Here is a 26584-nt window from a genome sequence, read left to right on the forward strand (position 1 = left end):
TGGTGGTGATCCTGTTGGTGTTAGCAAGACAGGATTGGTTTTCCTAGCGCATGTTTCGAGACGCTTCTTTGACGGCAAACGGCTTCATTTCGGAACTGTGACGTTCCAGGAATGCGGTCACGCGCTCTGGGTCATGTTTGGACAGGTCGCGAAGCCACCAGCCAATGGCTTTCTGAATGAACCATGTGTGATCTGTCACATAGCCTGCAGCCCATTCCAAAACCCGATCTCTGGCTTCGAGCTCCGCGGGTTTGGGGAAATTCTGTTTGGTCCAAGGTAGAGTGATAACCAGGGCCGCCCGTCGGGTCCACATATGTTCGGAGATGGTCCATGTTTCCACCATGTCCAAGCGGGACGGGTCGGCTACCAGGCGTTTTTGACCGGCCATGCACGCGTGATCCGCAATGGCCCAACTGTCGAACTCAGGCACCCAACTTGCTATCAATTGCCAGGCCTCTTCGTCAGGTCGCAAGCGGGCTTGCGTCAAGACTTTTGCGGCTGCAATGCGTGCTTCGAAAATGTTTGTTTGCCAGAGGTCGGACGCAAGTGTGACACGTTGATCAACCGTCAGGTTTTGGCGCCATGACTTTGTGATATCATTCAGAGCCGGATTGGCGATGCCTAATACCGGCCTGGATTGTTTATGGTATTTTGCCATCCCCTCGGCGCGACCGGGTTCAACTAAGGCTTCCAGCGCGCCTAGCGCATCCTGAATCTGCATCATTCCACCGTCACTGATTTCGCGAGATTGCGGGGTTGATCGACATCTGTGCCTTTTGCAATTGCAGTGTGATAGGCCAACAGCTGTGCGGGAATGGCGTAAAGGATTGGCGACAGAATGTCAGAAACCTGAGGCATTTGAATAGACGCCCAGGTGCCTTCTGAACCTTGCGAAAGGCCAGTGGAATCCGTGATCAACAGTACCTTGCCAGCCCGTGCCATGACCTCCTGCATATTGGAGATCGACTTGTCATAAAGCTCGTCGCGAGGCGCCAGAACTACAACGGGAACGTGTTGATCGACCAGCGCGATTGGGCCGTGTTTTAACTCGCCTGACGCGTAAGCTTCGGCGTGAATGTAACTGATTTCTTTAAGCTTCAGCGCGCCCTCCAAGGCAAGGGGGAACATGCGCCCCCGTCCGAGAAACAAAATGTCGCGTGCTTCGGCCAGCTTGGTCGCAATCTGGGCAATCTGGCCTTCAGATCCGAGGGCCTGATTAACCAAGCCAGGCAACGCTCGTAAATCTGACAATCGGCTGTCCAGTGCCTCAGTGGTGAGCTTCTTGCGGTCACTTGCTGCCTTCAGTGCCAAGATCAAGAGAACAGTCAACTGGCACGTAAACGCTTTTGTCGACGCCACGCCAATTTCTGCCCCAGCCAAAATGGGCAAAGCAAGATCACTCTCCCGGGCAATTGAGCTTTCTGGCACGTTCACGACGGAAACGATTTTCTCTGCTTTTCCAGAGCAATAGCGCAACGCAGCAAGAGTATCGGCGGTTTCACCGGATTGAGAGACAAACAATGCAACCGTGCCATCTGTGATTGGGGGTTCGCGATACCGGAACTCGGAGGCAACATCCACTTCCACGGGAATGCCGGCGATTTGTTCAAACCAGTATTTTGCAGTCAGGCAGGCGTAAGATGCGGTGCCGCAGGCCACCATCACCAGGCGCTGTACCTTGGCGAAGTCGAGGTCTCCGCCCGGCAAGGCAATTTTGGTGCCATCTTTGGGAAGGTAGTGGCGAATGGCTTCCCCCAGAACCGTAGGCTGTTCGGCAATCTCTTTTGCCATGAAGTGCTTGTGTCCACCTTTGTCGACCTGGGTTTGGTCGATGTTGATGGTTTTGCGCTCCCGTTGGACCTCGTTGCCCTCTAGATCGCGTATTGTGAGGCTGTGACGCGTTACAACCGCGCTGTCACCTTCTTCGAGGTAGGTGATCTGATCTGTGAGCGGTGATAACGCAATTGCGTCTGAACCTATGAACATTTCTCCGACACCATGGCCGATGGCCAATGGCGAGCCTTTCCGCGCGGCCACTATCAGGTCTTCTTCGCCCTCAAACAAGAACGCCAAAGCAAAGGCACCCTCGAGTTGAGAGACTGTTTTGAGCGCAGCGTCAACGGGTTGGAGGCCGGACTGTATGTGGGACTGTGCCAGCAGAGCGATGGTTTCCGTATCGGTCTCCGTCACAAAGGAAATGCCTTGCTTGGCGAGGTCTGTCCGCAGTTCACGGTAGTTTTCAACAATGCCGTTGTGAACCACGGCCACCGAGCCGGCCTGGTGCGGGTGAGCGTTGGTCACACTGGGTGCGCCATGTGTTGCCCAGCGAGTGTGGCCAATGCCAGATTTTCCGAGCAACGGCTCATGTACCAACAAATCGGACAAGTTGACCAATTTACCCACCGCGCGGCGACGCTCCAACACGCCGGCATTGATGGTTGCGATACCGGCGCTGTCGTATCCACGATATTCAAGCCGTTTGAGCGCTTCAACCAGGATTGGCGCCACTTCGTGATCACCAAGTACCCCAACAATTCCACACATTATTTGTTCTCCAATGCGCGTTTTTGTTTTTTATTTTTTAACATTTCGAACAACTTTCGTGCGACGCCTAGTTTTGTTTGTTGGTCTGCACGCGCAATTGCCAGCGCAGCCTCAGGCACGTCTTTGGTGATGACAGAACCAGAGCCGGTCATCGCCTCATTGCCAACGGTCACGGGGGCCACAAGCATGGTGTTTGACCCGATAAAGGCTTTGTCCCCAATGGTAGTGCGGTGTTTCATCACGCCATCATAGTTACACGTGATCGTCCCAGCACCGATGTTCGTGCAAGCTCCAAGAGTTGCGTCACCGATATAGGAAAGGTGGTTCACTTTGGTGCCTTCGCCAACTTGCGCATTTTTAACTTCAACAAAGTTGCCAACGTGCACATTTTCGGAGAGTTCAGCGCCTGGGCGGAGGCGCGCGTACGGGCCAACAACCGCGCCGCGCGAAACATGACACCCTTCTAGGTGTGAAAAGGCCCGGATACGCGTGCCAGATTCAACGGTTACGCCAGGGCCAAAATAGACATTTGGTTCAATCAGAGTGTCGCGACCAACGACGGTATCAAACGACAGCATCACGGTGTCTGGTTGCTGAAGCGTCACCCCTAAGTCCATTAGGCACTGGCGCTCACGCGCCTGAAAAATAGCCTCAGCTTCTGCCAAATGGATCCGAGAATTGATCCCTAGAGTTTCACTTTCGTCACATGCCACAGCCGTGACACCCAGGCCACGGTCGCGGGCCAGTCCGACAACATCTGTCAGGTAGTATTCGCCCTGTGCATTGTTTGGAGTGATGTCATCAATCAGGGAGAACAGTGTTTCACGATCTGCCAGCATAACTCCTGAGTTGCAGAAAGTTACGGAACGCTCTTTTTCAGTCGCATCGGCGAACTCGACGATCCGATCCAGTTGATCTCCTGACATCATCAGACGACCGTACTTTCCTGGATCTGCCGCTTCAAACCCCAAGACAACCACAGCGTTTTGCGCCTTGGCAGCCACCATGGTTTCCAGTGTTTCGGCCCTGACAAAGGGCGTGTCACCAAACAGCACAATCACGTGGCCGTGAAAGTCTTCCAGTGCGTCACGGCAAGCGTCAACCGCATGGGCGGTGCCGTTTTGCTCTTTTTGCTCAACGACAACAGCGTCCTCGTCAAAATCCATAGCGGCGGACTGCACCGCGTCAAACCCGTGACCGGCCACAACCACAACCCGCTCCGGTGCCAATGTGGCTCCAGCCTGCATGGCGTGGACCAGCATAGGCGCATTGGCGATGGGGTGCAGAACCTTCGGCAGGTCAGAATTCATCCGTGTGCCTTTGCCTGCGGCCAGGATGACAAGTGCAATGCTCATCTGATTTCTCTTTTATTTCGATTGTCCCCGTTTTATCCGAGTGCAGGAAGGGTGCAAGGCCAAGGGCCATCAATTCAGGTTGCGCCCTGTAACAGCCGTGCGCGAGAACTCGCGCAGGCGGCAGGGAGCACGACATGAAGACCGTGGTTTTTGATTTAGACGGGACTCTGGCGGACACCAGCGGTGATTTGATCGCGGCCGCCAATGTTTGTTTCCGCGATATGGGGCATGGAGACGTTTTGTGTGTGGAGACCGACGCCGGCGTTGCCTTGCGCGGTGGGCGGCGGATGCTGGCCGAAGGGTTGACCCGGCTTGGCGCCATGGATGAGGCCGTGATCGCAAAATACTATCCGGTTCTATTAGAATCTTATAGCAGTGCAATTTCTGAACACACGACGATGTATAAAGGTGCCATGGACGCGGTTGAGGCATTGAAATCCCTCGGCTATGGCGTTGGGATTTGTACAAACAAACCCGAGGGATTGGCGGAGCAGCTTCTTCAAGCGTTGGGTGTTCGTGATGCCTTTGGCGCATTAGTCGGAGCAGACACGTTGCCCGTACGCAAACCTGATCCTCTGCCATTGATTGAAACGGCGAAGCGACTTAACGGCGATCCTGCGCAAACTTTGCTTGTTGGTGATAGTGATACCGACAGGAATACCGCCCGAGCTGCGGGGGTTCCGAGCGTGCTGGTGACGTTTGGACCAAGCGGTGAAGATATGGCGGCGTTGGAGCCTGAGGCGTTGTTGCATGACTACGAGGCTTTGCCACAAGTTGTGGCAGCGCTGATTGGGCGGAACCCTTCCTGATTTTCGTTGAGGCAGTTTGGTCAGCCCCCCCTGGACTAGGAAATTGAGAGCACCGATATGAGCGAGAAATTCACCGGAAACTTCACGCAGCAGGAGCCGATTTCCGAGGAGGCGATTAACGCGGCGGTTGCAGTCATGCGGAGTGGGAGATTGCACCGCTACAACCTGTCCGAGGGAGAACTAGGTGAGGTTTCGCAGCTTGAACAGGAGTTCGCAGTTTTGGTCGGGAGCAAATTTTGTTTGGCCGTAGCTTCTGGAGGCTATGCATTGGCCTGCGCTTTGCGTGCGTTGCAGGTGAACCCGGGAGATCGTGTGTTGACCAATGCGTTTACCTTGGCGCCTGTGCCGGGGGCGATTGCCAGTGTTGGTGCGGTGCCTGTTTTTGTCGGCGTTACAGAAGGTCTTGTCATCGATCTAGATGACCTCGAGACCAAGGCGGATCAGGCCGATGTGCTGATGCTTTCTCATATGCGCGGGCATATTTGTGACATGGATGCCTTGATGGCTATTTGTAACGCACACGGCATCAAAGTGATTGAAGATTGCGCGCATACAATGGGGGGGGGCTGGAAAGGGCTGGCATCGGGTCGCCATGGCGCCATGGCCTGCTATTCCACCCAGACCTACAAGCACATCAACTCGGGCGAGGGTGGGTTCCTGATCAGCGATGATGAGGAGTTGATGTCGCGGGCAGTCATGCTCTCCGGCAGCTATATGCTTTATGGACGGCATGGTGCGGCGCCATCAGCGGACGTTTTTGAGCGAGTTAAGTACCACACGCCCAATGTCTCTGGTCGCATGGATCACTTGCGAGCGGCGATTTTGCGGCCTCAATTACGGGGCCTTGATGCTCAGGTAAACAAATGGAACGCGCGGCATGACATCTTGTTAGCTGGGCTATGTGACACTCCCGGTCTAACAGTGGTTGAGCGGCCGGAAGCGGAGGCTTACGTCGGCAGTTCCATTCAATTCCTGCTGCTGGATTGGACAGAAACGCAAATTGGCGAGGCTTTGCACCGCTGTGCCGAGCGCGGTGTCGAGCTAAAGTGGTTTGGTGGCGCGGAGCCAGTGGCCTTCACGTCCCGCTACGACAGTTGGCGCTATGCGCCGTCTGAGGCGATGCCTGCAACCGACCGTATCCTAAAAGGTATTGTGGATATGCGCATCCCGCTGACGTTTTCCGAGGCAGACTGCGCATTGATTGCGCGCATCATTCGGTCGGAAGTCAGCGCGGTGTATCAAGCGGGCTGAGGCAGCCTCAAAGTATGTCGAGCACAGCCTCAGGAGGGCGTCCCAAGGCAGCCTTTCCGTTGGCCAATACAATTGGGCGCTCTATCAGTTTCGGGTTCTGAGCCATCGCCGCCAACAAGGTGGCGTTATCATCGGACTTGGACAAACCCAATTCTTTGAATAAGGCCTCTTTCGGGCGCATCATGTCAATCACAGGCACGCCCAGTAGCACTTGCACTTCTCTGAGCTCTTGCAAGCTTGGGGCACCTTCTAGGTAACGGCGCACCGTGACTTCGCCTTTGGCTTCAACCAGCTCGAGGGTTTGGCGTGATTTGGAACAGCGTGGGTTGTGCCAAATTGTGATCATAGCCAGTCCTCTCGTTTGCTTCCAACTGCTTCTGCCACGTTGGTGAAGCCGTCTTTTTGCAGCCGTTTATCCAAGTCCCGAATAATGGTCTCTGCCAAGGAGAACCCGCCATAGACCAAGGCTGTATAGAGCTGCACCGCGCTCGCACCGGCGCAGATTTTTGCGTAGGCTTGCTCGGCAGAGCCGACGCCTCCAACGCCGACCAGTGGAATTGAGCCGTCGGTGAGCTTGGACAGCTGCGCCAGAACCCGAGTGGATTTCTCAAACAGTGGAGCGCCAGACAGGCCACCCGCCTGATCTTTGTCCGCACTTTGCAGCCCTTCGCGGGACAGCGTTGTATTGGTGGCAATGATGGCATCCAACTGGCTTTCCGCTGCCACTTCCGCAATTTCTGCCAGTTCGTCGTGGGTCAGATCTGGCGCGATCTTCAGGAAAACCGGGATCTTGCGATCAAGATTGTTCCGTGTTTCCATCACGCCAGCCAGGAGCGCGGACAGGGCGGCTTTGCCCTGCAAGTCACGCAGTTTCTCGGTGTTGGGCGAGCTGACGTTGACGGTGGCAAAATCTATATGAGCGCCGCAACACGCCAACACGCGCGCGAAGTCTTCGGCGCGGTTGTCGCTGTCCTTGTTGGCCCCGAGGTTGAGGCCAATCACTGCATTGCGTGGGCGTTGCGTAAGGCGAGTGCCAATGGCCTCCATGCCGTCGTTGTTAAAGCCAAAGCGGTTGATGGCGGCTTTGTCTTCGGACAACCGAAACAGGCGGGGTTTTGGGTTGCCCGGTTGAGGTCGGGGTGTCGCGGCGCCAACTTCTACAAAGCCGAAGCCGGATTTGGCAAGCGCATCCAACGCGGTGGCGTTTTTGTCAAACCCCGCAGCCAGCCCAACAGGGTTGGGCAGATCGAGGCCTGCGAGCGTGGTTTTGAGGCGCGGCGAGGTGATTTCGCCCGGCGCGTTGCCCATACCCATTTCCAAAGCCTTCAGAGCTATGCCGTGGGATTTTTCCGGGTCCATATTGCGCAGGACATTCATGCCCACGGCTTCGAGGCTGCGTTTTAGGCTCATGACAATACTCCGGCTGGGAATTCATGCTTGCCGTCGACAAGCGGCAGAGGTTGCGCCCAAGTGACATCACTCAGGCGAAGCTCGCGGTACAAATGCGGGAATTCCGCACCGCCCCGTGAGACCTCCCATTTCAAATCACTGCCCAACCGGTCGCATTCACAGGCCAGCAGGAAAAGGTTTTCCTCGCCTGCAAAGTGTTTTGCGGCAGTCTCGGCAGCTTGCTCAGCCGTGGAGAAGTGTACGTAGCCATCGGCCACATCAACAGGCGCGCCTACGGAGTGCCCTTCGGCTCGCAGCGCCGCCCATTCTTCGGAGCGGAATATCTTGAAGATCAGCATGAGCTGCTCATGCAACGGACTCGGCGCAAGGTCAAGCATGACAGGAATTGTTAAATCTTTGACATTTGAGCCGATTAAACGGCACGATATTGACTGAACGATAAAAAGAGAGGGGATTCTCCATGATTACTCGACTGATGACAGGGGCGGCAGCACTGGCCGTAACAGCCGGAATGGCCGCAGCGGACTACACGCTGACGATTTTGCACACCAATGATTTTCACGCCCGTTTTGAGCCCATCTCCAAATACGACTCCGGTTGTAGCGAAGACTCCAACGCTGAAGGCAAGTGCTTTGGCGGTTCCGCGCGTCTCGTGACAGCGCTGGCGGATGCGCGTGCGCGTTCCAACAACTCGATCCTCGTGGATGGCGGTGACCAATTTCAGGGCACACTGTTCTACACATACTATAAGGGCAAGCTTGCCGCGGAGATGATGAACAAGCTTGGCTACGACGGCATGACCGTGGGCAACCACGAGTTTGACGATGGCCCGGAAGTGCTGCGTGGCTTTATGGACGCAGTTGATTTTCCTGTGCTGATGTCCAACGCTGATTTTTCCGGTGAAGAGCTGCTGGCAGACAAGCTGCTGAAATCAACCGTGATCGAACGTGGTGGCGAGAAGATTGGCCTAATTGGCCTGACGCCACAGGACACCGATGAGTTGGCCAGCCCCGGTCCAAACGTGATCTTCACTGACCCTTCCGAGGCAGTTCAGGGTGAAGTTGATAAACTGACTGAAATGGGTGTGAATAAAATCATCGTGTTGAGTCACTCTGGTTATGGTGTCGATCAAAAGGTTGCGGCCAACACCACGGGTGTAGATGTAATCGTGGGTGGCCATACCAACACGCTGCTGTCCAACACGTCTGATCGCGCGGAAGGTCCATATCCAACCATGGTTGGCTCTACGGCGATTGTGTCTGCTTACGCTTACGGCAAATTCCTTGGCGAGTTGAATGTGACCTTCAACGACGCAGGCGAGATTGTTGAAGCGGCCGGTGAGCCGATCATCATGGATGCGGCTGTAGCGGAAGACGAAGCCACTAAGGCGCGCATTGCGGAGGCGGCCGCTCCACTGGATGAAATCCGCAACCGTGTTGTTGCCGAGGCTGCGGAAGCGATTGATGGTGAGCGTGGGTCTTGCCGTGCCGGCGAATGCACCATGGGCAATCTGATTGCCGATGCGATGCTGGATCGTGTGAAAGACCAAGGTGTGCAAGTTGCCATACAAAACGGGGGCGGTATCCGTGCCTCCATTGATGCAGGTGAAGTGACTATGGGCGAGGTGCTGACCGTGCTGCCGTTCCAGAACACACTGTCAACTTTCCAAGTCACCGGCGAAACTCTTGTTGCTGCGTTGGAAAATGGCGTGAGCCAGCACGAAGAAGGTGCCGGTCGTTTCCCACAAGTTGCGGGCATGTCATATGCCTTTGATGCGAGCAAAGAGGCCGGTAGTCGTGTGAGCGACGTGATGGTTGGCGGCGAGCCAATTGACGCAGGTGAGCTCTACAGCGTGGTGTCCAACAACTACGTGCGTAATGGCGGTGACGGCTACAAAATGTTCCGCGATGCGCAGAACGCCTATGACTATGGCCCGGATCTGGCCGATGTAACTGCTGAGTATCTGGCGGCGAAAGGCCCGTTCAAGCCGTACCTGGATGGTCGCATCACCATGAAGTAATTCGTCTGACTTGACGATCTATGCCCTCGCTAGGAAACTGGCGGGGGTTTTTTTTGAGGCAGTCATGGACCATCCCCTAATCGATCTGATTAACCAAAAAATCCGCGACGCGGAAAAGGCCGGTGATTTTGACAACCTTGAGGGGGCGGGCAAGCCCCTGAAACAAGAAGAAGATCCCGAAAATGCGCTGTTAAACCGATTGGTAAAAGAGGCGGGAGGGGTGCCAGAGTTCGTGTCCTTGTCGCGGGAGCTGGCAAAACTGCGGGAAGAGTTGCGAGAAACTGGAGATCGGACACGGCGGCAAGAGATCATGAAAGAGATGTCAATGATGGACGCCAGGATCGAGCTGGCGCGGAAGGCCCATCGCTGATGTGCGGACGGTTTGCGATCACCTTGCCGACCGATGCGATGGCGCAGTTGTTTGCGGCCACACCTGCCAACAACCTGCCTGAAGTGCCCAACTTCAATGTTTGCCCCACCAATCAGATCCATGTGGTGTTGGGGGAAGGGGAAGCGGCGCGGCGGTTGGTGTCGATGCGCTGGGGCTTTATCCCGCATTGGTACAAAACGGCCACGGACGGGCCATTGCTGATCAATGCGCGCGCGGAGACTTTGGCGGAAAAGCCTGCGTTTCGAAACGCCTGTCGGGAGCGGCGGTGCCTGATTCCGGTGACTGGGTTTTACGAGTGGACCAAGGACAGCGAAGGCCTGCGTTGGCCGTGGTACATTTCTGCGGGCGCGCCCTTGGCGTTGGCTGGGGTGTGGCAAGAGTGGGCACAGGGCGACGAGGCCATGAGCACCTGCGCGATAGTGACCACCGCTGCCAACGAAGCCATGTCTCAAGTCCACCACCGGATGCCTGTTGTGATTGACGAGGAAAATTGGGGATTGTGGCTTGGCGAACAGGGGCACGGGGCGGCCACTCTGATGAAGGCGGCGGATGAAGATCTCCTGTCTTTTCATCAGGTTGATCGCGCGGTGAACTCCAATCGTGCGGCGGGGCCTGAGTTGATCGATCCGATCTAGTATTCGATTTTTGACGAAGGTCAGTCGTGGATTTTCAAGAAATCTGCGACAATCCTTCAGCTTCACAAGGGCCGGTAGTGCCTTGGCGTCAAGCGGTTGGCCTGAGATGATGGGATGAACTTTTTGGAGGGTCCTATGTCCCGGTCTTCGTACTATGCACCGCAAGGCGGTCTGCCGCCGCAAACCCAATTGCTCACTGATAGAGCGATGTTCACTGAGAGCTTTGCCGTCATTCCGAAAGGCACTCTCACCGATATCGTCACGTCCAACCTGCCATTTTGGACAGGCACGCGCGTTTGGGTGATTGCGCGGCCAATGAGCGGATTTTCGGAAACGTTTTCGCACTATATCGCAGAAGTGTCCCCTGATGGGGGGAGCGATAAGCCGGAACTTAATCCAGAAGCGCAAGGTGTGCTGTTTGTGGTTGAAGGCAGCATCGTTGTCACGATCGAGGGTGAACAGCATGAGCTTGGCAATGGTGGTTATGCCTATTTGCCTGCTGGCAGCAACTGGACGCTGAAGAATACAAGTGAAGCGCCCGCGAAATTCCACTGGGTTCGCAAGAAGTATGAGGCGGTTGCAGGTATCGACCTTCCTGAGGCCTTTGTGACGTCAGATGCAGACACGCCGATCAATTTTATGCCGGACACAGATGGCAAGTGGGGCACGACACGGTTTGTGGAGCCGGACGATCTGCGCCATGACATGCATGTGAACATCGTGACCTTTGAGCCCGGCGGCGTGATCCCGTTTCTAGAGACACATGTGATGGAACATGGGCTCTACGTGCTGGAGGGCAAAGCGGTCTACAAGCTCAATCAGGATTGGGTTGAAGTCGAGGCGGGCGATTACATGTGGCTGCGCGCGTTTTGCCCGCAGGCCTGTTACGCAGGTGGGCCAGGTAAGTTCCGCTACCTGCTATACAAAGATGTGAACCGTCACATGACGCTTTGAGATGGCCAAAAGGGAGTTTTGCCAGCAACTGATTGGGTTGTGGCAAAACGCCTTTGCTTGATAGCGATAACAAACGCATGAGGGCGGATTTTCCGCCCCTTTTGGGGTGGCAATTGCAGAGCAAACCCTATCAATTGGCCTTTCAGGACAAAATGGAACGCGTGTCATGAGCGAGCGCAAGATCAGGATTTTCATCAACGGGTTTGGCCGCATTGGCCGGACGGTTTTGCGTATCCTGGCAAAGGGTCAGCATCCCGAGTTTGAGATCGTTGGCATCAACGACATCGAGCCGCTGGAGACTTGTGCCTATCTATTTGAGTTCGATAGTGTTTTTGGCGCTTACCCAGGATCCGTTGAGGCGGAAGCTGCGGTGCTCACTGTTGACGGGCTGAACATTCCGTTTTCTGCCGAGCGCGACCTGAGCATCTTGGATCTTCGTGATGTCGACGTGGTGCTGGAATGTACCGGCATGGCGGGCGCACGGGCAATCGCTGAACGTGGATTGGCCGCTGGTGCCTCTAAGGTGTTGATTTCTGGACCTTCCGATGAGGCCGATGACACCATTGTTCTGGGCGCCAATCAGGAGCTTTTGAAGGATCAGAAGATCTTGTCAAACGCCTCTTGCACCACCAACGCGCTCGCGCCGTTGATGCGGGTATTGGATGAAGGCTTTGGCCTTATCAGCGGCCATATGACGACGGTGCATTGCTATACGGGCAGTCAGCCAACTGTTGACCAGCCACGTGCAGATTTGGTGCGGAGTCGGGCAGCTGCATTGTCGATGGTGCCAACCACCACCTCGGCGCAGCGGATGATTGATAAGGTTTTGCCACATCTGAAAGGGCGTGTCGAAGCGCGTGCTATTCGGGTGCCAACGGCCAGTGTGTCTGCAATTGATCTGACAATACAGACTGAAAAAGATGTGTCAGTTGATGCGGTTAACGCCTGTTTGAAAGCAGCGACGGAGAGAGATGGTATCTTGGGTTGGAGCACCAAGCCGCTTGTCTCGACCGACCTGCGGGCGCGGCCGGAATCGCTGATTGTGAGTGAACGAGAGACCAGCGTGTCGGTGGGCGGGCTTCTGCGCGTCTTTGGCTGGTATGACAATGAATGGGGCTTTTCCAACCGGATGTTGGATATGGCCAGAGCAATGGGGCGGCGCTGAGCTGCGCGAGGGGAATTGGGAGAATAGAAGAGATGACAAACACCAAGGATCAGGACCGCGCCCGTCAGGCCGCACTAAACTACCACGAGTTTCCCAAGCCCGGTAAGCTGGAAATCCGCGCGACCAAGCCGATGGCAACAGGCCGTGACCTGAGCCGGGCCTATAGCCCCGGCGTGGCCGAGGCCTGTATCGAGATTGAAAAGAACCCTGCGGATGCAACGCGTTACACCGCGAAAGGCAATCTGGTTGCGGTGATTTCCAATGGTACTGCCGTGCTTGGTCTTGGCGATATTGGGGCGCAGGCGTCCAAGCCGGTGATGGAAGGCAAGGCAGTTCTTTTCAAAAAATTCGCCGGGATTGATTGTTTTGACATCGAAGTGAACGAGCCTGATCCGGAAAAACTCGCCGATTTGGTCTGTCGTCTGGAACCCACTTTCGGGGCAATTAATTTAGAAGACATTAAGGCACCGGATTGCTTCCTTGTGGAGCGGCTCTGTAAAGAGCGCATGAACATTCCGGTGTTCCACGATGACCAGCACGGCACAGCGATTGTGGCGGCGGCTGCAGCCTACAACGCGCTGATCGTGGCCAAGAAAAACGTTGAAGACATCAAGGTTGTGGCGCTGGGCGCGGGGGCGGCGGGGATTGCTTGCCTCAAGATGCTGATGACCATGGGGGTTCAACACGAAAACATCCTGATGCTGGACAGTAAAGGCGTGGTGCATAAGCAGCGCAACGACCTGACGGCGGAGAAGGCGGAGTTCGCGCAAGACACTGATAAGCGGACCACAATGGAGGCCATGGAGGAGGCGGACCTGTTCCTTGGCGTGTCTGGTCCGGGCCTGTTGACCAAAGAGATGGTTGAGCAGATGGCGGATGATCCGATCATCTTTGCGCTGGCCAACCCAACCCCTGAGATCATGCCAGAGTTGGCGCGTGAGGCTGCACCAGGTGCGTTGATCGCAACAGGACGCTCGGACTATCCGAACCAGGTGAATAACGTGCTGTGTTTCCCGTTCATTTTCCGGGGTGCGTTGGACGCGGGTGCGACCGAAATCAACGATGCGATGAAGCTGGCCTGTGTGGAGGCAATTGCCTCTCTGGCGCGGGAAACGACCTCTGCAGAAGTGGGCGCGGCTTATAAAGGCGAGACCCTGACATTTGGGCCTAACTACCTGATCCCAAAGCCGTTTGATCCACGCCTTTTGCCGACCATTGCGGTGGCGGTGGCCAAGGCGGCCATTGACTCCGGTGTGGCCACCAAGGAGCTGGATCTGCACGCCTATGAGAACAAGCTGCAGGCGCAGGTGTTCCGCTCTTCGATGATCATGCGTCCGGTTTATGAGGCTTCCAGCATGAGCCGTCGCCGGATCGCATTTGCGGAAGGTGAAGACGAGCGCGTGCTGCGGACTGCGCAAGCGATGCTGGAAGAGACCGTGGACACGCCGGTGTTGATTGGTCGTCCAGAGGTTGTTGCGCATCGCCTTGATAAGGCTGGACTAAAGATCAAACCGGGTGTGGATTTTGAACTGATCAATCCGGAGCAGGATGAGCGCTATCGCGACTACTGGACCCACTATCACAACAAACTGCGGCGTCAGGGGGTGAGCCCGGACAGTGCGCGGGCGATTTTGCGCACCAATAACACCGCGATTGCGGCGATTGCTGTGGACCGTGGCGATGCGGACAGCATGATCTGCGGTACCTTTGGCGAGTATCGCTGGCATCTGCGCTATGTGACGGAAGTGTTGGAAAACAAAGAGTTGCATCCGGTTGGGTCGCTGTCTTTGATCATCCTGGACAAAGGGCCGCTGTTCCTGGCGGACACACATATTCACATCGAGCCAACCTCTGAGCAGGTGGCGGAAACGGTGATTGCCGCCGCCCGTCACGTGCGGCGCTTTGGGGTGGATCCGAAGATCGCGCTCTGTTCCGGAAGCCAGTTTGGCAACCTGGATTCGCACTCCGGTCGGGTGATGCGCGGGGCCTTGGATATTCTGGATCAGAACGACTATGACTTTGAATATGAAGGGGAAATGCACACTGATGCAGCCCTTGATTCAGAGTTGCGTGAGCGGTTGTTCCCGGGTGGCCGTCTGACGGGTAAAGCCAATGTGCTGGTGTACTCCAACACAGATGCGGCGGGTGCGACCCGTAACATCTTGAAATCAGTGTCAGATGGACTGGAAGTGGGCCCGATCCTGATGGGTATGGGCAACCGGGCGCATATTGTGACTCCGTCGATCACGGTGCGTGGTTTGCTCAACATTGCTGCGCTGGCGGGCACTGAAGTTTCGACCTACGGCTAAGCCAGATTTGAAGTGAAGCAGCAGGCCCCGTTAACCATGGTTTTTGGGGTCTGTTTTTTGTCTGTTTCACGTCGGTATTGCGTCGGTGGGGGGCTTGTGCTGCGGGAGGCAGGTAAACACAACGCGCGTTGCGCAGGTGTTGCGCAATAAGAGGGCGTGCCTGACCCTGGGCGGGCGCTTATGAAACGAAATTGGTTTGCGAAACGAGCCCATGTGCCCGTTCATTTCGATTTGCGGAAAGTCGAAGTGCGCCCTCCCATGGGGAGGGTCGGGCGCGCCCGGCGTTGCCGGGCAATTCGTTACAGCGGCCAGAACATCAGAATTGCAGGGATCGAAACGGCGACCACGAGCACTTCCAGAGGCAGGCCGATGCGCCAGTAGTCGCCAAACTGGTAGCCGCCGGGGCCGAGGATCAGTGTGTTGTTCTTGTGACCGATGGGCGTGAGGAAGGCTGACGAGGCGGCAACCGCAACCGCCATCAGGAAGGGGTCAGGTGACACGCCAAGCGCGTTGGCCATCTGGATGCCTACGGGCGCGGCGACGATGGTGGTGGCGGTGTTGTTGAGCACGTCGCTGAGCGTCATGGTCACGAGCATTAGCACTGTGAGCACCGCCCAAGCGGGCAGGCCGGAGGTCAGGCCAACGAGGCCGTTGGCGATCAATGCGGTGCCGCCAGAGCTGTCGAGCGCCGCGCCGAGTGGGATCATCGAGCCTAGGAGCACCACAACCGGCCATTCGACGTGGTCGTAGAGTTCGGAAAGCGGGACAATCTTGGCGAGCACATAGGCGATCACCACAAGCCCCAAAGCGATGGGCAGATAGATCAAGCCAAAAGAGGCGGCGGCGACGGCGCCGACAAATAGGCCAATGGCGAGCCACATCTTGCTGTTGGCAGTCACGGTCAGGCCGCGATCTGCGAGCGGCAGGCAGCCAAGCCATTTGGTCACGTCGGGGCCGCGGTCTTTGTGTACGAGGATCAAGAGGATGTCACCGGGCTGGACCACGGTTTTGCGGATCTGGCTGCGGATGCGGCGACCTTCGCGGGAGATGCCCATAAGCACGGCGCCTTGACGCCACGCGAGACCAAGGGCAGCAGCGGTTTTGCCTGCGATGCGCGCGGTTTCGGGCACCACTACTTCGATGATGTCGAGGCCGTCCCCGGCGGCTTTGAGCTGTTCCTCGCGTTTCTCGTCGGAGAAGTTCAGCGAGAGGGCTGTGCGGAATTCGTCGAGCGCGTCGGGGGTGGCTTCGAGTACAAGGGCGTCGCCTTCGCGCAGGACGTTGGTGCGTGCGGTGCCGTAGAGCCGTTTGCCGCCGCGCATCAGGCCGAGGATTTGCACGTCGGCCTCTTCGGCGTCCGGTTCAAGCTCACCCAAGCGCTTGCCAATCAGCTTGCTCTCAGCAGGGATGGTGAGCTCGGCGATGTATTGGCCGAGGTCGGCGACTTTTTTGCCCGCGTCTTCGCGATCCGGGATCAGACGCCAGCCAATCAGAGCCACAAACAGTAGGCCTGCAATGGCGGTAAGGCCTCCGACGGGGGCGAAGTCGAACATCTTGAAGGGTTCGCCAAGGCTTTCCTCGCGGATGGAGGCGATGATGATGTTCGGCGGCGTGCCGATGAGCGTGGCCATGCCACCCAAGATGGTGGCAAATGACAGCGGCATCAGGGATTTGGACGGGCTGCGGCCTGCCTTGCGGGCGGTTTGGATGTCCACAGGCATCAGCAGTGCCAGCGCCGCGACGTTGTTCATAAAGGCAGAGAGCACTGCACCAACCGCACCGATAATGGCGATGTGATTGCCCAACGAGCGGGCGCTGTCGACCAAAGTGCGGGTGATCAGCCCCACGGCGCCAGAGCGCACAAGGCCTGCGGAGACAATCAGCACCAGGGCGACAATGAGGGTCGCAGGGTGGCCAAAGCCGGAAAACGCGTCTTTGGTCGGGACGACGCCGGCCACAACGGCGATCATCAGGGCGGCAAAGGCGACCATGTCATAGCGGAAGCGTCCCCAAAGCAGCATGACAAACACACCGCCAAACAGGCTGAACAAAATGATCTGATCTGTGGTCATGAAAGGGCCTGTGCGCAAAATTTGTTGCGCTGGAGTCAATCGTAGAGGCACAGGAAACGCAAGTCGCTTGCGGCCTTTGGCTGCCTTGACGTATAGAGAGCCCTGAAAAAGCGATACTGCCAATAGATAACCGGAGGCGAACCATGGCCGGCCACAGTAAATGGGCAAACATTCAGCACCGCAAAGGGCGTCAGGACGCCGCGCGTTCCAAGCTGTTTTCCAAACTTTCCAAAGAGATCACCGTAGCCGCCAAAATGGGCGATCCGGATCCTGAGAAGAACCCACGTCTTCGCTTGGCCGTGAAAGAAGCCAAAAGCCAGTCTGTGCCAAAAGACGTGATCGAACGCGCGATTAAAAAATCGGTTGCGGGCGAGGGCGATGACTATGAAGAAATCCGTTATGAGGGCTATGGCCCCAATGGTGTGGCGGTGATTGTCGAAACCATGACCGACAACCGCAACCGGACCGCCTCCACCGTGCGCTCCACCTTCACCAAGAGTGGCGGCAACCTTGGTGAGACCGGCTCCGTTGGGTTCATGTTTGATCGCAAAGGTGAAGTGACCTACGGCGCGGATGCGGGTGATGCGGACTCTGTGTTTGAGGCGGCGATTGAAGCCGGTGCCGAGGACGTGGAAAGCTCCGAAGATGGCCACATCATCTGGTGTGAGGACACTGACCTGAACGAGGTCTCCAACGCGTTGGAAGCGGCCTTGGGTGAATCGGTCAGTACCAAGCTGGTGTGGAAACCCACCACGACAACTGAGTTGGATCTGGAAGGTATGCAGAAGTTGATGCGCCTGATTGATGCGCTGGAAGATGACGATGACGTGCAGCGCGTGACCGCCAACTTTGAAGCCTCTGATGAGGTTATGGAACAGCTGTAAGCCGTTTCATAAATGACAGAATATGCGCCCCGTCAGCTTTGCTGGCGGGGTTTCCTTATTGGAAATTAACCATCCCACAGTTTTGCCGCATTTTGATTGTAGCCTGAGTTTGACACTACCAAAATTCATTGATTTGAGGACTGAAGGCATGCGGTTTGACCTTCTGGACGGGGTGCGTGGGCATCTGCTTTTTATGATGATGTTGGGGCATCTTGGCGCCCAAACAGGGATGAACGCTCTGTTTACGGTGCATCATGTGCAAATTATTCAGCTGTTGAGTGCTGAGTTTCTGGTGGTTTTGTCTGGTCTTTTGGTGGGCATTTTGTACGCCATCAAATTTCAGGACCCGGGCAAACTGGCGCGGTTTCTGAAGCAGCGTATTCGGAAAATTTATGTCTATTACCTGCTCTCAGCCGGGCCGTTTTTGATCCTCCTAGCGCTTGAAGGCGCGAACTTTGGACAGTTTGCATTTGGGGTTGGCGAGGTCTTGCTCATCCAAAATGGCGGTGCTTATTCGGACATCTTGCCGATTTACATCTACTGTTTTGTCTTGCTGTTTGCGCTGAGTTTTGGGTTGGCTTACCTGCCGCAGGCGATGTTGCTGGTGCCATCGGCGCTTATCTACGTGGTGAGTTTGTTCAACTATGATGGCGGGGTGTTTGGCTGGGGTGGTAAGTTTCTGGTGTTTGACATCGCGGCCTGGCAGTTCCTGTTTTTTCTGTCGTATTTGGCCGGGCTGTATTTTCGAGAGATTGTCGGGTGGCTCAATGGTCTGAGTGATTGGGCGTTTGTGGCGCTGCTGCTTGGCGTTGCTGTTATGGCCTTGGGGCAGAGATGGGCGTTTTGGTATCCGACACTTGGCGCTTTGCCGGAGGGTGTTCAGGGCAACTGGTTTCGCATGCATCTGCATCCTGTGCATCTTTTGCGCACCTTTGCCGTGGCAGCATTTGTGACTGTGGTGATGACCCGATCGGTGCCTGTGACGGCTTGGTTGACGAAATTTTTTCGGTGGTATTTCTCACTGCCGCTTTTGAGATATTGCGGCGTATGGGCGATTCAGATGTTTGTGATCCATGTCTATATGGTCGCGCTGTTTGCCTATCTGTTGCCGCAGTGGGGGGCGACGGAAGGGATGGTTTGGGCCGTAGCGTTTCAGGTTGTCTACATGCTTCTTCCTTACCTTATCCACCATGGTCTCAGACGACGCAGGCAGGCCTTGGCCGCGCGCAGCGTCAGTTGAGATGGTTGCGCGCGACTTGACGCACCGCTTTGGTGAGCGGGGCAAGGGCCGGTGCCAGAAGGCGGCTGGATTGCCAGAATAATGGTGTGTCGTAGGTGGTGTTGGGGATCAAAGGCACCAGAGCACCTGTTTCCAAATGGGGGCGCACCAAAGGTTCCGGGTTCATGCCCCAGCCAAGGCCGAGCAGGCAGGCTTCGACAAAACCGGTGGAGGAGGGCAGGCGGTGGCTGGGCGGAGTGGGCGTGATGCCGAGGTTGGTTGCCATCCACGTGTCCTGTAAGCGGTCCTTGGCGTCAAAAATCAGGATTGGCGCGGTGGATATGGCCTCTGCGGTGACACCCTCCGGGAAGTGTTTGGCCATATAGGCCGGGCTGGCGGACGGCACGTAGCGCATTGGGCCAAGCGAGGTGCTGTCACAGCCGGCAATCGGGGATTCATGCGCGGTCACGGCAGCGACCACTTCGCCGCGACGGAGCCAGTCGGCAGAGAAATCCTGATCGTCGACGACCAGATCAAACAGCAGGTCGGGCACCTGCGCGGCGGCTTTGAGAAACCATGTGGCGAGGCTGTCCGCGGTGACGGCGATGCGCAGGCGGGCGGTGCGCGGGGAGAGCTTTGCCAGATCGCGGGAGAGCGCGCCTTCGAGCATGCCCACTTGATCGAGGTGGGCGGCGAGGCGGCGGCCGGTTTCGGTGCCTTCACAGGGGGTGCCCCGTAACACCAAGGGCATGCCAATACGTTCTTCGAGTGCTTTCAGACGTTGCGAGATGGCGGATTGGGTGACGCCCAGTTCCTGTGCCGCGCCATCAAAACTGCCGGTGCGCAGGATCGCCGCAAGGGCGGCGAGATGGGCGTAGTCGAGGTTCATTGCAGCTTGGCTGCGGTGCCGTGTGTGGGTCTGATCCGGTTTTGGTAGGCATTGAGCGTTGAGCCGTCATGGGCCAGCGCCCAGTCTTTGGCTTCATTAACAGACATGCCGAGGTTCATCGCTAGCTTGTCAGCCAGCGCATAAGCGGTGCGGGTGGGATGCAGCTTCGTCAGCAATTCGACGTGACGCAGGCGCGCTTCCGGGAATTGGTCCAAGCAGTGCTTGATGTCGTCCTGCGGCAGTTGGAAGTGAAAGGCCAACGCGTTGCGCAAAAACAGCGCGTCGTGACCAGCGGCCTCCAGACGGCGGCAGTAGTCTTCGTTGCTTTCCCCTTTGGCGGGCGGCAGGGTTTTGTAGCTCGGAAGCGACATAAGCTGTCCTAATGTGGTTCCAGGTGTTTTAATTTGAGTAATTGACATGCGGGCCGTAGTCAAACCCCAACACAAAGGTGCAATGGATAATCACTGGGGGCAAGACGATATGGGCGAGACAGGTATTTGGGGACCGGCATTGGCCGGGTTTGCACTGGGGTTTTCGCTCATTATGGCGATTGGTGCGCAAAACGCCTTTGTGCTGCGCCAAGGCTTAAGGGGGGAATATGTGCTGCCACTGGTGCTGACCTGTGCGGTGAGTGATGCCATTTTGATCACGCTTGGCGTGGCGGGCTTTGGCGCGCTGATTGCGGCGAACCCGAGCATGATTGAGTGGGTGCGCTATGGCGGTGCGGCGTTCCTGTTTGTCTATGGCGCGATGAACTTCAAGGCTGCGGCGGCAGGGGGAGATGCCTTGCAGGACAAAGGCCGCACGGCAGGCAGTTTGGGCGCGGCGGTGATGACCTGTGTGCTGCTGACCTGGGCCAATCCACATGTGTATTTGGACACTGTCGTGCTATTGGGCGGGATTTCCGCGCAATATGCGCCCGGCTGGGCCTTTGGGGTTGGTGCGGTAACCGCAAGCTTTGTGTTTTTCTTCTCTCTGGGGTTTGGCGCCAAACTGTTGCGGCCTTTCTTTGTCAATCCACGCTCCTGGCAGATTTTGGATGTGCTGGTCGGGCTAACCATGTGGGCGATTGCCGCGAAACTGATCTGGGGCATGTGAGGGGGCGCTGCCCCCGTCGGCGCATGCGCCGACTCCCCCGGGATATTTGGGGAAGGAGAAGACTGGGGTGTTCTGTGAGGCGGCGCACATAAGTTGTGGGGACTCGCCTGTTTTGTGCGACAGGGAAATGGCCATATCCTTTTGGTAGCAAGTCAGGAGGACGCCATGAGTTGGAACCCAGCCTTAGAGCCAACATTGCCAGATGCCACCGCCTTGGAGGCGATCGAGACGGTCATTGTGCCGCGTTCTCGAGACCTTGGCGGATTCTCTGTGCGGCGGGCGTTGCCTGCGCCCAAGCGGCAGATGGTGGGGCCGTTTATCTTCTTTGATGAAGCGGGACCGGCGGAGTTTTTGACCGGGCAAGGTATTGATGTGCGGCCGCATCCGCATATCGGTCTTGGGACGGTAACGTATCTCTATCGCGGTGAGTTTGAGCATCGCGACAGTCTTGGCACACATCAGATGATTTATCCCGGTGAGGTGAACTGGATGGTGGCGGGCAATGGCGTGACCCATTCGGAGCGCACATCGGAAGCCACGCGCAAGGCGCCAAGCTCGCTGTTTGGGATTCAGACCTGGATTGCTTTGCCGGAAGAGCGTGAGGATGATCCGGCGGCGTTTGAGCATCATGGCAAAGAGGCGTTGCCGTTTCTGGAAGGCGAAGGCAAAGAGGTGCGGTTGATCCTTGGCGATGCCTGGGGGGAGCGGGCGCCGGTGAGCATGATGTCAGAGACGTTTTATGCGGATGTGGCGCTTCAAGCTGGGGCGAAGCTGCCGATGCCAGACAATCACGAGGATCGTGGGCTTTATGTTTTGGAAGGCGCTGTGGAGATTGCGGGGGACGTGTTTGAGCCGGGACGCATGGTAGTGTTCCGGCCCGGAGATGCGATCACGGTGACGGCGGGTCCCCAAGGTGCACGGCTGATGGCGCTGGGTGGGGAAACCATGAATGGGCCGCGGTATATCTCGTGGAATTTTGTCAGCTCCAGCAAGGAGAAGATTGAGGCTGCCAAAGCCGATTGGGCGGCGGGAGATTGGGCCGATGGGCGGTTTCAATTGCCGCCTGGGGACGATCAGGAGTTTATTCCCTTGCCAGACAGGATGCTGTGACGCCGCGGCAAAATTTTGCTTAACAGGTTTCCTACCTCGACACTGCCGCCACGTCATGTCTATGTGGCGGCATGACGGATGAAAGTGCCAGTTCCCCTGTGATGGGCGTGTTTTGGATGCTGGTCACGGGGCTTTGCTTTGTGGCGGTGACCGCGCTTGTGAAGATGGTGGGGACACGGCTGCCTGCCTCTGAGACGGCGTTTTTGCGCTATGCGTTGGGCATCGTGTTTCTGATCCCGATGATCAAACCAATTTTAGAGGCGAAGCTCACCAAGCGGCAAGTTGGCTTGTTCAGCCTGCGCGGTGTTTTGCACACCGGTGCGGTGGTGGCGTGGTTCTTTGCCATGGCGCGCATTCCTATCGCTGAGGTCACGGCGATGAACTACCTGTCGCCGGTCTATGTTACCGTTGGTGCGGCACTTTTCCTGGGGGAGAAGCTGGCGTTTCGGCGGATCGCGGCGGTGATTGTGGCCTTGATTGGTGTGACGATCATTTTGCGACCGGGCTTTCGTGAGTTGAGCCCAGGGCATTTTGCCATGTTGTTCACCGCGCTGGGCTTTGCCGGTGGCTACCTAATAGCCAAACGATTGAGTGAAGAGGTCAGCCCTACTGTGGTTGTGGGCATGTTGTCGGTGACGGTGACGATTGGGTTGGCGCCGCTGGCGTTGTCAGTTTGGGTGACGCCGACTTTGGAAGAACTTGTGATCCTGTTTGGCGTGGCCTGTTTTGCCACGGCAGGGCATTACACGATGACCTTGGCTTTCAAAGCCGCGCCGGTGACGGTGACGCAGCCGGTGAGTTTCTTGCAGATGGTCTGGGCGGTATTGCTGGGCTGGATTGGATTTGGCGAGCAACCGGATGTCTGGGTGCTGGTTGGGGCGCTTACAATCATTGGCGCGATCAGCTTTATCACCTGGCGTGAGGCCATGTTGAAGCGGCGGCAAATCACGCCGCTGGTGGGGCAGACCAAGCTCTGAAATTTGCCACAGCGTTGTAACTGCGCCTATCCTGAAGGAAATCGGGAGGGGGCACTATGAGATCAGCTTTCAGGATGGTCGGGTTAGCGGCGGCGGTCACGCTGCCAGTGGCCGCTCAGGCGGGGTTGGAAATCTGTAACGAGGCTGGGTTCTCGCAAAGTGTGGCGGTGGCCTACAAGGATGGGGATGCCTATCGTTCACGTGGGTGGTGGAACCTAGATCCGGGCGAGTGCGACACGCCGGTGACTGGAGATCTGAAGCGACGGTATTACTATGTCTTTGCCACTGCGACGGGCTATGAGTTTGATCCGGCAGAACGGTTTAGTTTTTGCACTGAGCTCTCTGGGTTTTCCATTGTGGGCGATGAGGATTGTGCGGCGCGTGGGTACGATAAGTCGATGTTTGCCAAAATCGACACCGGCAAGACTGCCAAAGACTACCGGCTGAACATCAAAGCGGGGATTTTCACGGCGTTGGAAACGGGAGGTGCGGGTGGTGCGACTGCAACGCCACCTGCGGAGATAGTTTACACGACAGAGTCCGAAGCGCGGCGGATTTTGCCGCTTTATATGCCGATGGAGAACTCCGGTTTCTTTGGGGAACCGTTTTCGCAGGTCGGCATCTTTCAGGGCTGCGCCTATGAGTATGAGGACGCGTTTTGCAGCTTTCATGCGGAAGGTTGGAAGTATTACGTGAACTACGGAAATGGCACCGAGGATGCTTTGCTCAATGCGCTGGAGTTTTTGCCGGTGGGTACGCCGGTGGCCTTTGGCGGGGACATGATCAGCTATGGCGACATCACGGTGGACACGGTGATCAGGGAGGTCAGCTACTTTCCGGAGCTTGATCCCTATCAGCACATTCGAGAAGCGATGATGGGGATGTGGCGTGATATGACGGACCGCACTGCCCAAGTCTTGATTGAAGGTGCGGAGTGGACGGACATGTATAATGGCGAGCCTGCTGCGACTTACTTTTTGCAGATCGCACCCAATTGTGATGCGGGGCCAGGCGGGCCGGTGTTGTTGCAAACCAATCCCGAGGACCGCGAGCCATACTGCTATATGATCGACAGCGTTACGGACGATGAGATGGTGCTGTACTATTATGGCAATCCGCAGCCCTTCGTTTACCGGCGATGATTTGTCGCGAAACGTCTTGAGCTTGGGGCAGCAGTGTTCCTAGGGTGTGCGTAAACGTCCAAGGAGCCTGCACATGTCCCGTCCCAACATCCTGATTTTTATGGTGGATCAGCTCAACGGCACGTTTTTCCCGGATGGTCCTGCGGAGTGGTTACATGCGCCGAACCTGAAGAAGCTGGCAGCGCGGTCGACGCGGTTTCAAAACGCCTACACGGCCAGCCCCTTGTGCGCGCCGGGGCGGGCGGCGTTTATGTCGGGGCAGTTGCCAAGCGGCACAGGTGTTTATGACAATGCGGCGGAGTTTGCTTCCTCCATTCCAACCTACGCGCACCATCTGCGCCGGGCGGGCTATCAGACCTGCCTGTCTGGTAAAATGCACTTTGTTGGGCCAGATCAGTTGCATGGGTTTGAAGAGCGGCTAACGACGGACATCTACCCGCCGGATTTTGGCTGGACGCCGGATTACCGCAAGCCGGGAGAGCGCATCGAGTGGTGGTATCACAATATGGGCAGCGTGACCGGTGCAGGCGTTGCCGAGATCTCCAACCAAATGGAGTACGATGACGAGGTGGCCTATCACGCCACGCGCAAGGTCTATGATCTGGCGCGGGGGCATGACGCGCGTCCGTGGTGTCTGACCGTCAGCTTTACGCATCCGCATGATCCCTATGTTGCGCGTAAGAAGTACTGGGATTTGTATGAAGACTGTGAGCACCTTCTGCCGGAGGTCGGGGCGATCCCATATGAGGAGCAAGATGCGCATTCCAAACGCATTTTTGACGCCAATGACTGGCGAAGCTTTGACATCACAGAAGAAGATATCCGCTGCTCGCGCCGCGCGTATTTTGCCAACATCAGCTATCTGGACGACAAGATTGGCGAAATCATGGAAGCGTTGGAAGCCACGCGGCAGGAGGCCGTGATCCTGTTTGTCAGTGACCATGGCGACATGCTGGGTGAGCGCGGGCTGTGGTTCAAAATGAGCTTTTATGAGGGCTCCAGCCGGGTGCCGATGATGGTGTCCGCGCCCAACATGGAACCCGGCTTGGTGACCACACCGGTGAGCAACATTGATGTGTGTCCAACGATTTGCGAATTGGCATGCGTGAGCATGGAGGAGGTCATGCCCTGGACCACGGGAGAGAGCCTTGTGCATCTGGGGCAGGGCGGGGAACGCACCACCCCGGTGGCGATGGAGTATGCGGCAGAAGCCTCATATGCGCCGATGGTGTCGCTGCGCTATGGCAAATGGAAGTACAATCGCTGTGCGCTGGACCCGGATCAGCTGTTCGATCTTGAAGCTGATCCACATGAGCTGACCAATCTGGCGGAGCAGCCTGCGCATCAGGGCACGGTGCAGAGTTTGCGGGCCAAGTCCGAGGCGCGCTGGGATCTGGCGGCGTTTGATGCGGCGGTGCGGGAAAGTCAGGCGCGGCGTTGGGTGGTCTATGAGGCGTTGCGCGAGGGTGGCTATTTCCCGTGGGATTATCAGCCGTTGCAAAAGGCCTCGGAGCGCTACATGCGCAATCACATGGACCTGAATGTGGTGGAGGAGAATCAGCGCTTCCCGCGTGGGGAATGAGGCCGCACACGTAACAGTAGATTGTTAAGGCTTTCACCCCTAGGCTGCGCCAAACGCGAAGGGGAGAGCTTTATGATTTTGAAAACACTGATGTTGGCGGGTGCTGCCATGACGCTGGCAAGCGTGGGACAGGCGCAGATGTTTATTGATAGCGGGACAAAAAGTGGCACTCGGGGAGAGCCCATTGAAGACGTGGCCATGTTGCACAGCTGTATCTTTGAAACAGAGGTGCCAAGTTGCCAGCTGACCAGCAATGGGTTCACCTATTACGTGAGCTGGAATGAGCCAACGCCAAGCTACATTGTCGAGGCGATGGGCACATTGCATGTAAACGCGCCGCTGTGGCTGCGGGCGGATATCGTGGAGATGGGCGATATGTCGGCGGAACTGGCTGTACATGCGTTCCGCCATGATCCCTCTTTGGACCCTTACGCTGAAATCCGTGCCAACCTGCAAGGGCAATGGGTGTTTGCTGCCGATCCGGCCTACACCTCAACGGTATGGGGCGATCAGGTGACCGAGGAGATCAACGGGGACTATTCGTCAGAGTACACGCTGCAATTGGCGGACAGTTGTGAGAAATCAAACGGGCAGGGGCCGGTGATGATTGCGCATATTGATCCCTGGAGCGAGCCGCCCTGCATGATTATTGAAGCGGTCACGGCGGATAAGATGATCATGCAATTGGCCGGGGGGGATGGCACGCTTTACAAATACGTGCGCCCCTAGGCTTCTTCTTGCCCCAAATATCCCGGGGGAGACGCGCAT

25 protein-coding genes are annotated in these 26584 nt (G+C 56.8%); 16 read left to right on the plus strand and 9 right to left on the minus strand.

Annotation, left to right across the window (positions count from 1 at the left end):
* Positions 1 to 43 precede the first annotated feature (43 nt).
* The 3 genes from Q0955_RS16075 to glmU are packed head-to-tail and all read right to left on the minus strand — an operon-like array spanning position 44 to position 3899.
* Entirely contained in the window at positions 44 to 721 is a 678-nt protein-coding gene (locus Q0955_RS16075; protein WP_299426420.1) for a DNA alkylation repair protein, read from the minus strand.
* Positions 721 to 2544 (minus strand): glutamine--fructose-6-phosphate transaminase (isomerizing), encoded by a 1824-nt coding sequence (glmS, locus tag Q0955_RS16080; protein WP_299426171.1) that lies wholly within the window; start codon positions 2542 to 2544, stop codon positions 721 to 723. The genes Q0955_RS16075 and glmS overlap by 1 nt, the downstream gene beginning before the upstream one ends.
* On the minus strand, positions 2544 to 3899 hold the full coding sequence (gene glmU, locus Q0955_RS16085) for a bifunctional UDP-N-acetylglucosamine diphosphorylase/glucosamine-1-phosphate N-acetyltransferase GlmU (protein ID WP_299426173.1): 1356 nt from the start codon (positions 3897 to 3899) through the stop codon (positions 2544 to 2546). The genes glmS and glmU overlap by 1 nt, the downstream gene beginning before the upstream one ends.
* Positions 3900 to 4033: 134 nt before the next feature.
* On the opposite strand from glmU, the gene Q0955_RS16090 reads away from it, so the two are divergent.
* Both Q0955_RS16090 and Q0955_RS16095 read left to right on the plus strand, forming a co-directional pair.
* A complete protein-coding gene (locus Q0955_RS16090; protein ID WP_299426176.1) occupies positions 4034 to 4708 on the plus strand; it encodes an HAD-IA family hydrolase in 675 nt (224 codons plus the stop codon).
* Positions 4709 to 4765: 57 nt separating this feature from the next.
* Positions 4766 to 5959: an aminotransferase class I/II-fold pyridoxal phosphate-dependent enzyme gene (locus Q0955_RS16095; RefSeq protein ID WP_299426179.1), complete on the plus strand. Its 1194-nt coding sequence runs from the start codon at positions 4766 to 4768 to the stop codon at positions 5957 to 5959.
* A gap of 7 nt (positions 5960 to 5966) precedes the next feature.
* Here Q0955_RS16095 and arsC read toward each other — a convergent pair whose 3' ends face one another.
* Genes arsC through Q0955_RS16110 form a run of 3 tightly spaced genes read right to left on the minus strand, consistent with a single transcriptional unit; the run spans position 5967 to position 7707 of the window.
* Positions 5967 to 6305, minus strand: coding sequence for an arsenate reductase (glutaredoxin) (gene arsC / locus Q0955_RS16100; RefSeq protein WP_299426181.1), 339 nt, complete (start codon positions 6303 to 6305; stop codon positions 5967 to 5969).
* The gene (locus Q0955_RS16105; protein ID WP_299426183.1) at positions 6302 to 7369 is read right to left on the minus strand and encodes a quinone-dependent dihydroorotate dehydrogenase; all 1068 of its coding nucleotides are present in this window, start codon (positions 7367 to 7369) and stop codon (positions 6302 to 6304) included. The genes arsC and Q0955_RS16105 overlap by 4 nt, the downstream gene beginning before the upstream one ends.
* A complete protein-coding gene (locus tag Q0955_RS16110; protein WP_299426186.1) occupies positions 7366 to 7707 on the minus strand; it encodes a DUF952 domain-containing protein in 342 nt (113 codons plus the stop codon). Before Q0955_RS16110 ends, Q0955_RS16105 begins: the two co-directional genes overlap by 4 nt.
* Before the next feature lie 122 nt (positions 7708 to 7829).
* Between Q0955_RS16110 and Q0955_RS16115 the strand changes: the two genes are divergently transcribed.
* From Q0955_RS16115 to Q0955_RS16140, 6 genes are all read left to right on the plus strand, one after another.
* Complete coding sequence (locus Q0955_RS16115; protein ID WP_299426188.1) at positions 7830 to 9389, plus strand: bifunctional metallophosphatase/5'-nucleotidase; 1560 nt, start codon at positions 7830 to 7832, stop codon at positions 9387 to 9389.
* 64 nt (positions 9390 to 9453) lie between these two features.
* Positions 9454 to 9759, plus strand: a complete 306-nt coding sequence (locus tag Q0955_RS16120) for a DUF1992 domain-containing protein (RefSeq protein WP_299426191.1) — start codon at positions 9454 to 9456, stop codon at positions 9757 to 9759.
* Positions 9759 to 10415 (plus strand): SOS response-associated peptidase, encoded by a 657-nt coding sequence (locus Q0955_RS16125; RefSeq protein ID WP_299426194.1) that lies wholly within the window; start codon positions 9759 to 9761, stop codon positions 10413 to 10415. Before Q0955_RS16120 ends, Q0955_RS16125 begins: the two co-directional genes overlap by 1 nt.
* Before the next feature lie 135 nt (positions 10416 to 10550).
* Complete coding sequence (locus tag Q0955_RS16130; RefSeq protein ID WP_299426197.1) at positions 10551 to 11369, plus strand: bifunctional allantoicase/(S)-ureidoglycine aminohydrolase; 819 nt, start codon at positions 10551 to 10553, stop codon at positions 11367 to 11369.
* Between the two features lie 166 nt (positions 11370 to 11535).
* Positions 11536 to 12534, plus strand: coding sequence for a type I glyceraldehyde-3-phosphate dehydrogenase (locus tag Q0955_RS16135; protein ID WP_299426200.1), 999 nt, complete (start codon positions 11536 to 11538; stop codon positions 12532 to 12534).
* A 32-nt stretch (positions 12535 to 12566) separates the two neighbouring features.
* Positions 12567 to 14843, plus strand: coding sequence for an NADP-dependent malic enzyme (locus Q0955_RS16140; RefSeq protein WP_299426203.1), 2277 nt, complete (start codon positions 12567 to 12569; stop codon positions 14841 to 14843).
* 299 nt (positions 14844 to 15142) lie between these two features.
* Here the strand turns inward: Q0955_RS16140 and Q0955_RS16145 are convergent, their stop codons facing one another.
* Positions 15143 to 16915, minus strand: a complete 1773-nt coding sequence (locus Q0955_RS16145; protein ID WP_299426206.1) for an SLC13 family permease — start codon at positions 16913 to 16915, stop codon at positions 15143 to 15145.
* A 143-nt stretch (positions 16916 to 17058) separates the two neighbouring features.
* On the opposite strand from Q0955_RS16145, the gene Q0955_RS16150 reads away from it, so the two are divergent.
* Together Q0955_RS16150 and opgC are read left to right on the plus strand one after the other, a co-directional pair.
* Entirely contained in the window at positions 17059 to 17799 is a 741-nt protein-coding gene (locus tag Q0955_RS16150; protein ID WP_299426209.1) for a YebC/PmpR family DNA-binding transcriptional regulator, read from the plus strand.
* A 148-nt stretch (positions 17800 to 17947) separates the two neighbouring features.
* On the plus strand, positions 17948 to 19039 hold the full coding sequence (gene opgC / locus Q0955_RS16155) for an OpgC domain-containing protein (protein WP_299426212.1): 1092 nt from the start codon (positions 17948 to 17950) through the stop codon (positions 19037 to 19039).
* Here the strand turns inward: opgC and Q0955_RS16160 are convergent.
* Both Q0955_RS16160 and Q0955_RS16165 read right to left on the minus strand, forming a co-directional pair.
* Entirely contained in the window at positions 19032 to 19907 is an 876-nt protein-coding gene (locus tag Q0955_RS16160) for a LysR family transcriptional regulator ArgP (protein ID WP_299426214.1), read from the minus strand. The genes opgC and Q0955_RS16160 overlap by 8 nt on opposite strands.
* Positions 19904 to 20278, minus strand: coding sequence for a hypothetical protein (locus Q0955_RS16165; protein WP_299426217.1), 375 nt, complete (start codon positions 20276 to 20278; stop codon positions 19904 to 19906). Before Q0955_RS16165 ends, Q0955_RS16160 begins: the two co-directional genes overlap by 4 nt.
* Before the next feature lie 82 nt (positions 20279 to 20360).
* Between Q0955_RS16165 and Q0955_RS16170 the strand changes: the two genes are divergently transcribed.
* From Q0955_RS16170 to Q0955_RS16195, 6 genes are all read left to right on the plus strand, one after another.
* Positions 20361 to 21005 (plus strand): LysE/ArgO family amino acid transporter, encoded by a 645-nt coding sequence (locus Q0955_RS16170; protein ID WP_299426220.1) that lies wholly within the window; start codon positions 20361 to 20363, stop codon positions 21003 to 21005.
* 165 nt (positions 21006 to 21170) lie between these two features.
* Positions 21171 to 22115, plus strand: a complete 945-nt coding sequence (locus Q0955_RS16175) for a pirin family protein (protein ID WP_299426222.1) — start codon at positions 21171 to 21173, stop codon at positions 22113 to 22115.
* A gap of 71 nt (positions 22116 to 22186) precedes the next feature.
* A complete protein-coding gene (locus Q0955_RS16180) occupies positions 22187 to 23092 on the plus strand; it encodes a DMT family transporter (RefSeq protein WP_299426225.1) in 906 nt (301 codons plus the stop codon).
* A gap of 56 nt (positions 23093 to 23148) precedes the next feature.
* On the plus strand, positions 23149 to 24234 hold the full coding sequence (locus tag Q0955_RS16185; RefSeq protein WP_299426228.1) for a DUF1036 domain-containing protein: 1086 nt from the start codon (positions 23149 to 23151) through the stop codon (positions 24232 to 24234).
* Positions 24235 to 24307: 73 nt separating this feature from the next.
* The gene (gene betC, locus Q0955_RS16190; protein WP_299426231.1) at positions 24308 to 25816 is read left to right on the plus strand and encodes a choline-sulfatase; all 1509 of its coding nucleotides are present in this window, start codon (positions 24308 to 24310) and stop codon (positions 25814 to 25816) included.
* 72 nt (positions 25817 to 25888) lie between these two features.
* A complete protein-coding gene (locus tag Q0955_RS16195; RefSeq protein WP_299426234.1) occupies positions 25889 to 26545 on the plus strand; it encodes a hypothetical protein in 657 nt (218 codons plus the stop codon).
* Positions 26546 to 26584 lie beyond the last annotated feature (39 nt).

The sequence above is a fragment of the uncultured Shimia sp. genome (assembly GCF_947493595.1).
GTDB lineage: Bacteria > Pseudomonadota > Alphaproteobacteria > Rhodobacterales > Rhodobacteraceae > Shimia.